The 14,389-nt window shown below is 35.0% G+C and carries 14 protein-coding genes; 11 read left to right on the top strand and 3 right to left on the bottom strand.

All coding sequences use genetic code 11. The annotated features are described in order from the left end of the window. The first annotated feature begins 1 nt into the window (after position 1). The 7 genes from P0Y62_14775 (at position 2) to P0Y62_14745 (ending at position 5,989) form a co-directional block, all read left to right on the top strand. A complete protein-coding gene (locus P0Y62_14775) occupies positions 2–562 on the top strand; it encodes an acyltransferase (GenBank protein WEK69101.1) in 561 nt (186 codons plus the stop codon). Continuing rightward, positions 563–1,714 carry a glycosyltransferase gene (locus P0Y62_14770; GenBank protein WEK69100.1) on the top strand — a complete coding sequence of 384 codons (1,152 nt, stop codon included), beginning with the start codon at positions 563–565 and terminating at the stop codon, positions 1,712–1,714. Between the two features lie 26 nt (positions 1,715–1,740). Then, positions 1,741–2,295, top strand: a complete 555-nt coding sequence (locus tag P0Y62_14765) for a serine acetyltransferase (GenBank protein WEK69099.1) — start codon at positions 1,741–1,743, stop codon at positions 2,293–2,295. A gap of 291 nt (positions 2,296–2,586) precedes the next feature. Beyond that, positions 2,587–3,255 carry a carbonic anhydrase gene (locus tag P0Y62_14760; protein ID WEK69098.1) on the top strand — a complete coding sequence of 223 codons (669 nt, stop codon included), beginning with the start codon at positions 2,587–2,589 and terminating at the stop codon, positions 3,253–3,255. A gap of 21 nt (positions 3,256–3,276) precedes the next feature. Further along, complete coding sequence (locus P0Y62_14755) at positions 3,277–3,576, top strand: hypothetical protein (GenBank protein ID WEK69097.1); 300 nt, start codon at positions 3,277–3,279, stop codon at positions 3,574–3,576. Between the two features lie 137 nt (positions 3,577–3,713). Continuing rightward, positions 3,714–5,306: a SulP family inorganic anion transporter gene (locus tag P0Y62_14750; GenBank protein WEK69096.1), complete on the top strand. Its 1,593-nt coding sequence runs from the start codon at positions 3,714–3,716 to the stop codon at positions 5,304–5,306. A 47-nt stretch (positions 5,307–5,353) separates the two neighbouring features. Then, positions 5,354–5,989 (top strand): carbonic anhydrase, encoded by a 636-nt coding sequence (locus tag P0Y62_14745; protein WEK69095.1) that lies wholly within the window; start codon positions 5,354–5,356, stop codon positions 5,987–5,989. A gap of 51 nt (positions 5,990–6,040) precedes the next feature. On the opposite strand, the gene pth is transcribed toward P0Y62_14745, so the two are convergent. The 3 genes from pth to mfd all read right to left on the bottom strand — a co-directional run bounded on the left by pth (position 6,041) and on the right by mfd (position 11,096). After that, positions 6,041–6,604: an aminoacyl-tRNA hydrolase gene (gene pth / locus P0Y62_14740; protein ID WEK69094.1), complete on the bottom strand. Its 564-nt coding sequence runs from the start codon at positions 6,602–6,604 to the stop codon at positions 6,041–6,043. Positions 6,605–6,694: 90 nt separating this feature from the next. Further along, positions 6,695–7,606 (bottom strand): hypothetical protein, encoded by a 912-nt coding sequence (locus tag P0Y62_14735; protein ID WEK69093.1) that lies wholly within the window; start codon positions 7,604–7,606, stop codon positions 6,695–6,697. Positions 7,607–7,730: 124 nt separating this feature from the next. Then, positions 7,731–11,096: a transcription-repair coupling factor gene (gene mfd / locus P0Y62_14730; GenBank protein ID WEK69092.1), complete on the bottom strand. Its 3,366-nt coding sequence runs from the start codon at positions 11,094–11,096 to the stop codon at positions 7,731–7,733. A 252-nt stretch (positions 11,097–11,348) separates the two neighbouring features. Between mfd and P0Y62_14725 the strand changes: the two genes are divergently transcribed. The 4 genes from P0Y62_14725 to P0Y62_14710 all read left to right on the top strand — a co-directional run bounded on the left by P0Y62_14725 (position 11,349) and on the right by P0Y62_14710 (position 14,321). Then, positions 11,349–11,744 carry a hypothetical protein gene (locus P0Y62_14725; protein WEK69091.1) on the top strand — a complete coding sequence of 132 codons (396 nt, stop codon included), beginning with the start codon at positions 11,349–11,351 and terminating at the stop codon, positions 11,742–11,744. A gap of 206 nt (positions 11,745–11,950) precedes the next feature. Continuing rightward, on the top strand, positions 11,951–12,259 hold the full coding sequence (locus P0Y62_14720) for a hypothetical protein (GenBank protein ID WEK69090.1): 309 nt from the start codon (positions 11,951–11,953) through the stop codon (positions 12,257–12,259). A 128-nt stretch (positions 12,260–12,387) separates the two neighbouring features. Beyond that, positions 12,388–13,887 carry a GH3 auxin-responsive promoter family protein gene (locus P0Y62_14715; GenBank protein WEK69089.1) on the top strand — a complete coding sequence of 500 codons (1,500 nt, stop codon included), beginning with the start codon at positions 12,388–12,390 and terminating at the stop codon, positions 13,885–13,887. Between the two features lie 68 nt (positions 13,888–13,955). Continuing rightward, positions 13,956–14,321 (top strand): hypothetical protein, encoded by a 366-nt coding sequence (locus tag P0Y62_14710; GenBank protein ID WEK69088.1) that lies wholly within the window; start codon positions 13,956–13,958, stop codon positions 14,319–14,321. The last annotated feature ends 68 nt before the right edge of the window (positions 14,322–14,389 follow it).

The following is a 14,389-nucleotide window of genomic DNA, read 5'->3' as shown; positions in this document are numbered from 1 at the left end:
AATGCTTTTTATTTACCGCCTAATTCTTAAACTTCACACCTCTTACCATCGGATGATACAGAATATTTATCTGAAAGTCTGTATTGCCAAAGGATTAAAAGTAGGCAAAAACGTCCGCTTTGTAGAAGTTCCCGAATTCGGAACCGAGCCTTTTCTCATTGAAATCGGCGATGAAACTACGTTTTCCAACAATGTAAGATTTGTGAATCATGATGGCGGACAAAATGCCCTTCATTTTTTTGAAAAATATAAAGATGTAAGAACTTTCGGGAGAATAAAAATTGGTAAACAATGTCTGATCGGAGCAGACACCATAATTATGCCCGGTGTGGAAATGCAGGACAATTGTGTTCTCGGTGCTGGGTCCATTTTAACCACGTCTATGCCTAAAGGAAGTGTTTTTGCTGGTGTTCCCGCAAAATTTATCTGTACTATAGAAGAATATGGCGATAAGTTATTAGCCAACAACGTGATGTATCCAAGAGAACTTGAGCTTGTGCGTCCCCAATTAGATGCCTATATAAAAAAACATCTTCCTCATACTTACAAACCCGTAAAATAAATGGCCGAAAGAAAAAAAATACTGATCCGGATAGGCTCCCTCCGACATGGCGGAGCAGAGAAGGTATTGGTCACTTTTCTTAAAAATCTCCCGAAAGACAAATATGAGATTGATCTTTTGCTTAATTTATATTCCGGGAAATATCTGAGCGAAGCTCCAAGCTGGATCAATATTTTATATCTGAATAAAGGCGAGATGATCACCACAAACCGCATTCAGGATATCCCCAGGAAAATATACCGGATAATCTATCAGAGTGTATTAAAAAGATTTCCCAAACTACTTTATAACGGGAAATTAAATGGTAAAAAATATGATATTGAATTTGCTGCCATTCACGGAATGCGTGATGAGATTTTAAATTCTCCACTAAAAAATTCTAAAAAAATAGTTTGGATCCACAATGATCTTTCGGAAGTAAAAGGCTACACCGATGAGGAAATAAAAAAGTTTTTTGATTTTGATAAGATCATGGTGATCTCGGAAAAAATCAAAACGACCTTTCTCAGTCTGACTCAAAATGAAGCAGAAAAACATAAAGTAGAAAAGATCTACAATCCATTAGATACCGAAGAAATTTTAACCAAAGCTGAGAAACCCGTTCTTAATTACAACTTTGATACAACTTCTCCTACGTTTATTTCTGTAGGAACCGTTTTTCCACAGAAAGGTTTCGACAGATTGCTGAAAGTACACAAAAAACTTCTTGATGAAGGCTTCGGGCATCAGATTCTCATTGTTGGTAACGGATATGATTTTGAAAATATCAAAAAATTAAAATCAGAATTAGGTGTTGATAATACTGCTACAATGCTTGGTTTTACAGATAATCCATATCCTTATTTTAAACATTCGGATTTTTACATTTTAAGCTCAAGATACGAAGGTTTTCCTACCGTTCTTTTTGAAGCAATTACCCTGAAAAAGAAAATCATTGCTACAGAAGTTTCCGGTGTAAAAGAAATGCTGAATGACGGAGAAATCGGATTAATCGTTGAAAATTCAGAAGAAGGCATCTATTCCGGTATGAGAAAAGCACTTGAGAACCCTGAATATTTTAATACATACTCAGAAAGTTTGAAAGACTATTCAATTCCCTTTAGCTTGCAAAACTCCGTAGATTCTATCATGAAAATTATAGATAGTTTATAAATCAATTTTCTTCTATCTTTGTTCCAATGTCAAACCATTCAACCATACAGAAAGATTTTTATCGTGAGAGCGGAAAATGGCTTTCCACTTTTACAATATGGACGAAATGCATCAATCCGAACCTGCATTTCATCTATATTTTGAGAAAATCTCAACAGTTCAGGAACGTTCCCGTTTTAGGATTTTTCTGGAGACTGGTTTTAAGACACTTTCAGATCAAATATGGGTTTCAAATCTATCCTGAAACTCAAATTGGAGAAGGTTTTTATCTTGGACATTGGGGAAGCCTGGTCATTAATCCTAAAACGATAATCGGTAAAAATTGCAATATTGCACAAGGCGTTACTATCGGACAGCAGAACAGAGGGAAAAATGAAGGCTCCCCTGAGATTGGTGATGAAGTCTGGATCGGTCCGAATGCCATTATTGTCGGGAATATAAAAATTGGAAATAATGTTCTGATAGCACCCAATTCATATATAAACTTTGATGTACCTTCTGATTCTGTTGTCACCGGAAATCCTGCTACAATTTATCCTAACGAAAATGCAACGGAAGGCTATATCAACTATAAAATATAGGTTACTTTTATTCATCTATATTTTATTAGACTTCCCTATCAATATTAAAGTATTTAAATTTTTGTCGTAATTTTATAGTGAGTTTCTGGTTATTTTTAATCCGGTAGTTATTGTTCAGCTTAGTTTATCCCATATTTCATATGATTTTAAGCATATTTTAATATTAAACTTTGTTAAAACGACTTGCTTTATCTGCAAAAATTATATTTTTGTATAATTATTGATTCAGTCTATTGAATTTGAAAATAATTTAAACGAAATAAATAATTATTCACTTTTAAATTTTATTTTATGTCACAATCATACGACGTTATTTTCGAAAACAACAGAAAATGGGTAGAATCTAAGGTTGCAGAAAACCCTGAGTTCTTTCATGAACTTGCAAAAACTCAAAACCCTGAATTTCTTTACATCGGATGTTCAGACAGCAGAGTTACCGCAGAAGAAGTGATGGGAATGAAGCCAGGAGAAGTATTTGTAACCAGAAATATCGCCAATGTTGTCAATACGTTGGATATGAGTTCTACAGCCGTTATTCAATATGCGGTGGAACATCTTAAAGTGAATCATATTATTGTATGTGGACATTACAACTGCGGCGGTGTAAAAGCAGCAATGTCCCCTCAGGATTTAGGATTGATGAATCCTTGGCTGAGAACCATACGTGATGTGTACAGATTGCACCAAGCAGAGCTGGATTCTATTGAAGATGAAGGCAAACGTTATGACAGACTTGTAGAACTTAATGTTCAGGAGCAGTGTATTAATGTTGTTAAAATGGCCTGTGTACAGGAAAGATATATCTTAGAAGAATATCCTATTGTTCACGGCTGGGTTTTTGACCTTAGAACCGGAAAAATTATTGATTTGGAGATTGATTTTGAAAAAATATTGAAGGACATTCAAAAAATCTACAATCTTACGGATTCTGAATGGGTTATGAGCCGAAAGAAAAAGTAATATTTTTCTAAAAACAATTGAATGAAACTTTGGAGTATTATTACATTAATGGTTTTTTTAAACTTCACAGCATTACCGAGTATTGCTGCGATTTTTAATTGGGACCTTCTCCAGACCAATGTGATCGTAAACGAGGAAGAGCCTCATTCTTCTTCATCTCCTTTCATTGTTTATGAAAAAGCACTTCCAAAACCTTTGGATGTTTTTGATTATCTAAGATTTTTTGAACCTGATTTAAAAGGCCAATCATTCGTACTGATTGATGATGATTTTCATCTTTCGCCCCTACTTACCATATTTTCTCCGCCTCCGGAAGCTTAATTTTTATCTAATAGTTTTTTATTGTCTTCATACCTGCTTTGGGTATTGAATTGATATGTACTTTAAAAATTAAATTTCCAACCTTTTTATAACTGATTAATCACAGCTAATCAGCTATAACTATACATTTTCATATCATGAAAAACACATCTTTAATAGGAGGAATAAAGGAGAATTTCCCTTCAGGACTCGTTGTATTTTTAGTTGCACTTCCTCTATGCTTAGGAATTGCATTAGCTTCCGGTGCTCCGCCGTTATCCGGAGTTATTGCCGGAATCGTAGGAGGATTAGTGGTGGGATCCTTAAGTAATTCTAATATTTCCGTATCTGGTCCTGCAGCAGGTTTAACGGCAATTGTTCTCACGGCAATTACCGATTTGGGTGCATTTCCCTTATTTCTTTGCGCAGGGATTATTGCCGGTCTTATTCAGTTAGTTTTAGGCTTTATAAGGGCAGGAAGTATCTCCAATTACTTTCCTAACAATGTGATCGAAGGAATGCTTGCTGCTATCGGAATCATCATTATTTTAAAACAAATTCCGCATGCGCTGGGATTTGACAAAGATTATGAAGGACACGAATCTATTTTTGACAATGGCTTAAATTTTAACTATTTCACTGAATTATTTGGAGCCGTTCATCCTGGAGCCATTATTGTGACTTTAGTTTCAATTGCTATTCTTTTGGCCTGGGATAAAATATCTGTTTTAAAGAGAATGAAAATGCTTCCCGGAGCTTTAGTTGCGGTTGTTGCAGGCATTTTATTGAATGAAGTTTTCAAAATGACCGGAAGTTCGTTGGCGATCAATCCTAAACATTTGGTTGTACTCCCTGTTCCTCAGTCATTTGAAGATATCAAGAACCTCATTACAATGCCTGATTTCACAGGATTTTCAAATCCTAAAGTCTGGATTGTGGGAGCTACCATCGCTATTGTCGCTTCCATTGAGACTTTACTTTGTATTGAAGCCTCAGACAGACTGGATAAGCAAAGAAGAATTACAGACACTAATCTTGAATTAAAAGCTCAGGGTATTGGAAATTTAGTCAGCTCACTTATTGGTGGACTTCCTATGACTTCAGTCGTGGTAAGAAGTTCTGCCAACGCCAACGCAGGTGCCACTTCAAAAATCTCAGCGATCATTCATGGGGTTTTATTATTGATTTGTGTACTTTCAATTCCTATGATTCTGAATTTAATTCCACTTGCTACATTAGCAGCGGTATTAATTTTAGTCGGCTATAAGCTTGCGAAACCTGCTACATTCAAGCACTTCTGGCATTTAGGAAAATTTCAGTTTATCCCTTTTGTAGCAACTGTTGTTGCTATAGTCGCCACGGATCTTTTGAAAGGCGTGGCAATAGGTTTGGCAATTTCCATTTTCTATATCCTTCAGGGAAATATGAAAAGAGCTTACTACTTAAGTAGAGAAAAGTTAAATGACGCAGACGGAATCAATATTAAATTAGCAGAAGAAGTATCTTTTCTAAACAAAGCAGCCATTAAGAAGACATTAAAAAACATTAAACCCAATTCTAATGTGACCATTGATGCACGTGGAACTTCATATATCACTACAGATGTTCTGGAAATGATCCAGGATTTTGCAAATATCCGCGCAAAAGAAGAAGACATCAATGTAGAACTCCTCGGTTTCAAGACATCATACAGAGATTATGAGAACAGTCAGGATTCTCATGTTTTAATTACACACACAAGAGCTATGTAAGCTCAAAAATCATTATTTTTAACTTTATAAACATTATATACAATTATATGAAAGCACATACATACGAAACCCAGTCTACAATTACTCCGGAAAAAGCATTAGAGTTTTTAAAGGAAGGAAATCAAAGATTTGTAAATAACTTAAAGGCTAACAGAGACCTTTTGGAACAGGTAAATGCAACCCGTGAAGGACAATGGCCTTTTGCTGTAGTTTTAAGCTGTATTGACAGCCGTACTTCTGCAGAGCTCATCTTTGACCAGGGATTGGGAGATGTTTTTAGTATCAGAATTGCCGGTAATTTTGTGAATCAGGACATTTTAGGTTCCATGGAGTTTGGCTGTAATGTAGCAGGCTCTAAGCTTATTGTTGTTTTAGGACACACTAAATGCGGGGCTTTAAAAGGTGGATTAGACGCTGCACAAATCGAAGGATTAGGAATGGATAATCTTAACCACCTGATTAATCATTTTGACCCAATCATTAAAGACGTAATTGAAGAAGGAGAAGAAAGATCTTCTAAAAACAGTTCACTTCTGGAAAGATTGAACCATCAAAATGTAAGAAGTGCTATAGAAGATATCCGTAAACAAAGCTCTACGCTGGAGAACCTTGAAAAAGAAGGTAAAATTAAGATCGTAGGAGCAAATTATGATGTAGAAACCGGTGCCGTAACTTGGTTATAATTATAAAAATGCTTTAAAAATCGGCGGGGAGCTTTGCTCCCCGCCGATTTTTTATTTCCCATTAAAAGCAGACATCGTATTGTTGATTCCTGCAAAAACGAATGAAAGGCAGGCTTTAGCAAACTTTTCAATTCTCTCCGGAAGTTTTTCCGTTTCGGATTCATTCCAGGTTCCTAATACATAATCTATTTGCTTTCCTTCGGAAAACTCTGCCGAAATACCAAAACGAAGTCTTGCATAGTTTTGGGTTTGCAGTACTTCAATAATATTTTTGAGTCCGTTATGTCCTGCATCAGATCCTTTACCTTTTAATCTTAAGGTTCCAAAAGGAAGAGCCAGATCATCTGTTACAATAAGTACATTTTCTAAAGGAATATTTTCTTTCTGCATCCAGTACCTTACTGCATTTCCGGAAAGATTCATATAGGTATCCGGTTTTAACAACAGCACTCTTCTTCCTTTGTACTTCCCGTCTGCCAACCATCCGAAATTGCTCGTATTGAATGGAACTTCAAGAGTTTCTGCAATCTTTTCAACAACTTTAAATCCTATATTATGACGTGTATTTTCATATTCAGGCCCTTTATTTCCCAGTCCTACAATTAAATATTTCATTTAAAATTTTTTACAAAATTAAGAGATAAAAAATAAAAAAGCCCAATTCTTTTCAGAATTGAGCTTTTTAAATATAGTTATTATTTTCGCTTACAAAGGCTTATAGATATAATATCTTCCATATGCTTTCGTCAGGTAAGTCTGTGAATCATACGTAAAATTTGTAGAGGTAACTACCGGAGTAGGAATCGGTACAGGCAAATACGTAACAGATACTCTCGATGGATTATTCGGAGATAGCATAAGGCTTCTCTGACCATAGAAAGGCGTAGATAACAAATACGAAACTTTATACGCAAAAGGTAGTAACGTATATGGGCTTATTCTATCATCATAATTCATAAATCCATATTCATACGTCCAAACTATAGGATCGTTTACACCACCAGTGATAGTTCCAAATCCTGTTTTAACCTTAGATACATTGTCACCCAAATAAGTATATTGAGTTTCTGAGTAGGCAGTGTATGCAAAAGGAGTTCCAGGTGCATCGATACCAGTTAACATAGAAATTGTCTCAAGTTTACCTGTTGATGCATTATACTTTAAAGTATACACCGATTTTGTTTGTTTATCCAGAACCTGAGCAGGAGGAGTTCCTGTCAATTTATAAATATTTCTGTTTTCTGTAATTGATTCCAATCTACCAGAAGCACCATAAGTAAATAGCTGTGTGTACGTAACTTTACCCGGATCAAGAACTCCGTTATTATCCAAATCTAAGAAACCATCAAAAGTTACTTTACTTACCCTGTCCCCGCTATATGCAATATCAGTAATAGATGCGCCATTATTTACTTTAGTCAAAAGTAGCCCCGTATAATGATAATCAGCAACGGTAGCAAAATCCGTTACTTCCTGATGCAATGCTCTAGCGCCATTCAGGCCTGTATTCGTATTAAGATCTACTAGAGGGTCTCCATTTTCATCTGCCAGGTCTTTACATGAATGGATAGAGGAAATACCTGCTACAAGTAAAATAAAGTAGAAAAGTCGCTTCATTTCTAAAAGGATTATTTATTTTTCCACAAATATAATTTTTTTTTGCATAAAAATTACATTTTTATTTATTTTCTCACAAAAACAGCAACAATAAAAACCTTAAAACAAGGTAATTAGTATTTTCTTATACTTTCAAAATTGTTTTCAATAAAAGATTCACCTCATCCACATTTCCTACTTTATCTTTTCTCATCATAAGATTATTCCCATCCTTTCCTATTTTCTCTTTCAGCTGTGCTTCAGCAGGGTTTTGTGTAAGATATGTGATGATATGCCTGAATTTATCCGTCTGGTAAAATTTATCCTGTGGATTACCCGGAAAATATCCTAAAAATACACCATTTTTCATAACTATTTTTTCAAATCCAATTTCAGCAGCAAGCCATTTTAGGCTTACACTTTTCAGTAAATTGACAGCTTCTTTTGGCAAACTTCCGAAACGATCAATCAGTTCGTCTTCAAATTTCTGTAAATCTTTCTCATTATCAATCTCTGCGATTTTCTGATAAAGCAATAATCTTTCTTCAGTATTTGAAATATACCAGTCCGGCAACATCAATTCAAGATCCGTATCAATATTTACATCCTTTGTAGATTTAAAGAGCTTATTTCGGTCTTCTTCATTTTCAAAAAGATTCTCAAATTCCTGATCGTCTTTCAGCTCTTCTAAAGCTTCCTGCATAAGCTTCTGATAGGTTTCAAATCCCATCTCATTAATAAATCCGCTCTGTTCCGCTCCCAGCAAATCTCCAGCTCCACGAATTTCAAGATCTTTCATTGCGATCTGGAAACCGCTTCCCAAATCAGAAAACTGTTCAATCGCTTCAAGACGTTTTCTTGCATCCGAAGTCATCATATCGTAAGGAGGAGTAATCAAATAACAAAAAGCTTTTCTGTTGCTACGTCCTACACGACCTCTCATCTGGTGAAGATCTGCCATTCCGAATCTTTGAGCATCATTGATGAAAATGGTATTCGCATTCGGAACATCCACTCCACTTTCAACGATGGTTGTAGAGACCAAAACATCATATTTTCCGTCCATGAAGTCAAGAACATTTTTTTCAAGTTGCTTCCCTTCCATTTGGCCATGACCGGTAATTACTCTAGCATCCGGAACCAGTCTTTGAATTAACCCTGCAATATCTTTAAGGTTTTCAATCCTGTTATTAATAAAATATACCTGTCCGTCACGCTGTAATTCATAAGAGACAGCATCACGAATAATTTCTTCATTAAAACCAATCAATTGAGTATCTACAGGCTGTCTGTTTGGCGGTGGTGTTTTAATCACTGATAAATCTCTCGCAGCCATTAAAGAAAACTGCAAGGTTCTTGGAATTGGTGTCGCGGTTAAAGTTAACGTATCCACATCTGCTTTCAGGGTTTTCAATTTATCTTTTACGGAAACTCCGAACTTATGCTCTTCATCGATAATTAACAGTCCTAAATCTTTAAATTTCACCGAACTGCTTGCCAGCTGATGCGTTCCGATAATAATATCAACCTTTCCGTTTTTCAGTGCTTCCAATGTTTCAGATTTTTGTTTTGCCGTTCTGAAACGATTAATATAAGCCACATTTACAGGAAAATCTTTTAATCTTTCTTTAAAGCTTCGATAATGCTGGAAAGCCAAAATCGTTGTAGGAACCAGCACTGCCACCTGCTTTCCGTCTGTTGCCGCTTTGAATGCTGCACGAATTGCTACTTCCGTCTTACCAAAACCAACATCTCCGCAAACCAGACGATCCATCACCGTATCAGCTTCCATATCTTTTTTTACATCGATCGTAGCTTTTTCCTGATCCGGGGTGTCTTCATAAAGGAAGCTTGCCTCCAATTCATTTTGCAGGTAAGAATCAGGAGTATAGGCAAAACCTTTTGCTGATTTTCTCTGAGCATATAATTTTATCAGGTCAAATGCAAGCTGTTTTACCCTTGCTTTTGTTTTTTGTTTTAAAGATTTCCAGGTCGGAGAACCCAACTTACTTAAAACAATTTCTTTTCCGTCCGGACCATTGTATTTTGAGATTTTGTGTAATGAATGAATACTTACATATAATAAATCCCCGTTTTTGTAAGTCAGTTTAAAACATTCCTGAATTTTCCCATCATTATTTACCTTCACCAGTCCCATGAATTTTCCGATTCCGTGATCAATGTGAGCAATATAATCACCAATTTTTAAAGACATCAAATCCTTCAAAGTCAACTGCTCAGATTTGGCAAATGTATTTTTTGCTTTATATCTTTGGTAGCGATCGAAAATCTGGTGATCTGTATACACTAAAATTTTATGATCATGATCTACAAAACCTTCATGAAGCTCCGATTTAAAACTTTTAAAAGGAAGCTGATGTTCCAGCTCTTCAAAAATAGATTCTAATCTTTCTTTCTGTTTTTCAGTGGAAAAAGAAATCCAGGTATCAAAACCTGCATTTTGCTTCTCTTCTAAGTCCTCAATTAATAATTCAAAATTTTTATGGAAAGTCGGCTGTGCGGTTTGATCAATTTTCATTTCCGTTAATTCAATCAATCCTTCAATGGAAGCACTTCCGAAATCAACGGTTTTAAATTTTTTATAATCAAATAAAAATTCCTGATCAGAAATAAATAATTCCTGAGGTGCTCTGTGAGCAATATCCTTATTTAAAGTCTCAAATTTTACCAACGATTTTTCGTAAAACGTTTTCAGCTTCTGCATTCCCACGATACCGTTCTTAGAAATCACAAAACTTTCTTTAGGAAATAGCTGAAGGAGAGAAACCCGGCTTCCTGTCACTGTAAAATTCATATTGGAGACCAATTGAAAATCATTGACCTTTTCTACGGAAAGCTGTGTTTCAATATCAAATGTTTTTATACTTTCCACTTCATTTCCGAAGAATGTGATACGGTACGGTTTTTCATTGGAGAACGAAAACACATCAACAATTCCACCTCGCACAGAAAACTCTCCAGGTTCGGAAACAAAATCTGCCTGCTGGAAATTATAATGATTCAACAGCTCATCTACAAAATCAAAATCAAGCTGATCGCCTACTTTAATATGATGGGAGATTGCCTTAAAATCTTCCTTTTTTAAAACTTTTTCGGATAAAGCTCCCGAATAGGCCACAATTACTTTCGGAGATTGGCTGGAAGTAATTTTATTAATTACTTCTGTTCTCAGTACCAGGTTTGCATTTTGTGTTTTTTCAATCTGATAAGGTTCCAGATGCGTTGCAGGGAAATATAAAACCTTATCTTTTCCCAACAAATCTTCCATTTCCGTATTGGCATACAAAGCATCTTCCTTATCATCAACCAAATATAAAATGTGTTTTTTATGGGTAACAAAAAGCTCAGCCACAAAAATTGAAACCGAAGATCCTGCATTTCCTTTTACAGAAATATGTTGATTATTTTCTAACTGAATAAAAATTTCCTTTCCAAATTCATTTTTTAGCAAATCGGGAAGAAACTTTTCACTGATGGTTTTTAATTGCATAAAATAATAGGATATAAACGACAAAAGCGATTTCGGGAGTTTTCCGAAACCGTTTGATCTTCACAAAGATAAGGATAAATATTTCTTATGAAGCGATTGAAGATTATTTAAAAAACAATTATTACCAATGAAAAACACTCAAATCACAACATTTTATTAAAAATTTTAAATTAATGTTAAAAAATAAAACATTATCCTTACGCGGCACATGATTTGGGGTTTTACATGTACCAAACTTAAAGAAATAGTATTATGAAAAATTTAATGAAAACCTTAGGAGCTTTTATGCTATTAGTTTTTGCTGTCACGGCAATGTCATCATGCAGCAGAGATGATGATCCGGTAAATAACGATTTTTTTGCAGGTACTTACAAAGGAAGTATTTCTTATAATGATGGAGGTTCCACCAATATCAGTACCAACAATGGGAGCGTTTTTGTAACAAAAATTGCGAGTGGAACAAAATATAATTTTGCTTTTTCTGACAGCATCCCCGACCTTAACGGAATTGAGTTTGAACAGAAAGGTGACCATACTCTTGTTATGATTGGATCCAGCGCAACATCTTATATAAGAATTGACAATAATGAATTGAAAATTCTCTATATAAAAGATGGTAAGACCTGGACTGCAAATTGTACACGATAAATCAACTATTCATATGTTTACCCCGGGTTGTCTTAAAGACAACCCGGGTTTTATTTTTAGCAATTTCAAAATTATGGCTTCTAGTGCAGGTTCACGAGATTAAGATTTTTTTAATCTGTAATAAACTTTAGTTAAGTTTATAAAAACTATTTTTTTAGCTCACTTTTTGCATAACTTTGAATAAGAAAACAAACAAAATCATCATTATGAAAAAATTTTTTACCGCAATGTCATTAGCTCTAGGACTTGGACTTGCAACCGCTCAACAAACTACTCCAGCAACATCTACAACAACAACTCATCATGTTGCTAAAACAACAGCCAAAACAGGCGCTAAAGATGTTAAAACAGCACAAACTACTACAAAAACTACCACGACCACAGCAGCAAAGCCTGCAGCAGCTCCAACAGCAGCAAAAATGAAAAAAGACGGGACTCCGGATAAAAGATACAAAGAAAACAAGCATCTTAAAAAGGACGGAACCCCAGACAAAAGATATAAAGAGAACAAATAAACTCAACATATAGTTGTTATTTTCATAATCAAATTTCGAAGAACCGATGTACACTCATTCATCGGTTTTTTTATTGCTTATTTTCTTAAAATGTCTGCAAATTCTTCAGTTATTTATAAATTTGAACCATGTTAAATTTCCTAAAGAAAAATGCAGCCTTAATTTGGGCTAAAAAGCATGTTCAAAAAGCAGAAGAATTCAAGAAAAATGCAGAGAAAGATCAAGAAAATCTGCTTTTATCTCTTACAGATACTGCCCAAAAAACTCTTTTTGGAAGAGAATATGACTTTGAAAATATCAAATCGGTAAAAGACTTTCAGGAAAGAGTTCCTGTTGCCGATTATGAAGATCTTAAACCTTATATTGAAAGGGTAAAAAAGGGACAAGCCAATATTTTATGGACGGAAACCCCTGAATATTTTGCAAAAACTTCAGGAACCACATCCGGTTCAAAATATATTCCTATTTCTAAGGAAGGAATGCCATTTCAAATTAAAGGAGCTCAAAGCGCACTTTTTCATTACATCGCTAAAAAAAATAATGCTGATTTTGTAAAAGGAAAAATGATCTTTTTACAGGGAAGCCCCGAACTGGAAGAAAATTTCGGAATAAAAACCGGCCGGCTCTCAGGAATTGTTGCCCATCACATTCCCAATTATCTGCAAAAGAATAGACTGCCAAGCTGGGAGACCAACATCATGGAAGACTGGGAAGCAAAAGTGGATAAGATTGTTGAGGAAACCGAGAAAGAAAATATGACATTGATTTCCGGAATTCCACCCTGGCTGATTATGTATTTTGAAAAGCTGGTTGAAAAACACGGAAAAAAAATCAAACAAATCTTCCCTAATCTTCAACTTATTGTAACCGGAGGTGTAAATTATGAGCCTTATCGAGATAAAATGGAAGAACTTTTAGGCGGAAAAGTAGATATTGTTCAGACATTCCCTGCCTCAGAAGGTTTTTTTGCATTTCAGGATGATTATACTAAAGAAGGCTTGTTGCTATTAACCAATCACGGGATTTTCTATGAGTTTATTCCACTGGAAGAATATGGAAAACCTACTGCAAAGAGGCTGACTTTAAAAGAGATTGAGCTCAATAAAGATTATGCCCTCATTTTGACAACAAACTCTGGTTTGTGGGCTTATTCGATTGGTGATGTCGTAAGGTTTATTGATAAAAATCCACACAGAATTCTGGTAAGCGGAAGAACCAAGCATTTCACTTCTGCTTTCGGAGAACATGTGATTGCATTTGAAGTGGAAGAAGCTATAAAGGCAACTTTAGAAAAATTCCCTGCACAGATTACTGAATTCCATCTCGCTCCACAGGTTAATCCGAATGAAGGACTTCCTTATCACGAATGGTTTATTGAATTTGAAAAAGAGCCTGAAAATTTGGAGATATTTAAAAATGAACTTGATGAGCAGCTCAGAAAACGAAATACTTATTATGATGATTTAATATCCGGAAATATTCTTCAGAAGCTGCATATATCAAAACTTAAAAAAAATGCGTTTACTGAATATGCAAAGTCTCAGGGTAAACTTGGAGGACAAAATAAAATCCCAAGACTTGCCAATGACAGAAAAATTGCGGATTTATTGGAAATTTACAAACTTTAAACACATTTTTTCAATTCCGAAAACGTATATTCGAAAAAAATTATAAATTTGAAAAACTAAAAAATATAATGAAAGCATCTGTACTTTTAAAATCATCTTTATTGACGTCTTTATTTGTAATTTCATCTTGCGCTACAACAAAGTACACCGATGATATTGCTAAAAACAATTATTCGAATCTTGAAGCAGGAAGAATGTATACTGTAATGATGAAAGACGGATCAAAAAATCAAAAAATACTATTCCGTAATGTAGATGGCAACAACTTGATCGGAACAGCAGGAAAAAAAGACAGTACAGAAGTAATCATTCCAAAGGCTAATGTTGCCGCTGTAAGAGACATCAGAAAAGCAAGAACAACTGCAGGAGCAGTAGTAATCGGAGCTGCAGGAGTTGCCGCATTGGTAATCAGCGCTTCAAAAGCAGACAACTAAAATAGATTTTATCTTTCAGGTGGTATTTGATTTATCATTTGAATTTATAATACAGCAATAGGCCTAAA

The sequence above is a fragment of the Candidatus Chryseobacterium colombiense genome (genome assembly GCA_029203185.1).
Taxonomy (GTDB): domain Bacteria; phylum Bacteroidota; class Bacteroidia; order Flavobacteriales; family Weeksellaceae; genus Chryseobacterium; species Chryseobacterium colombiense.
The sequence above is the reverse complement of the archived record's forward strand: the minus strand, read 5'-3'. Positions and strand labels throughout refer to the sequence as shown.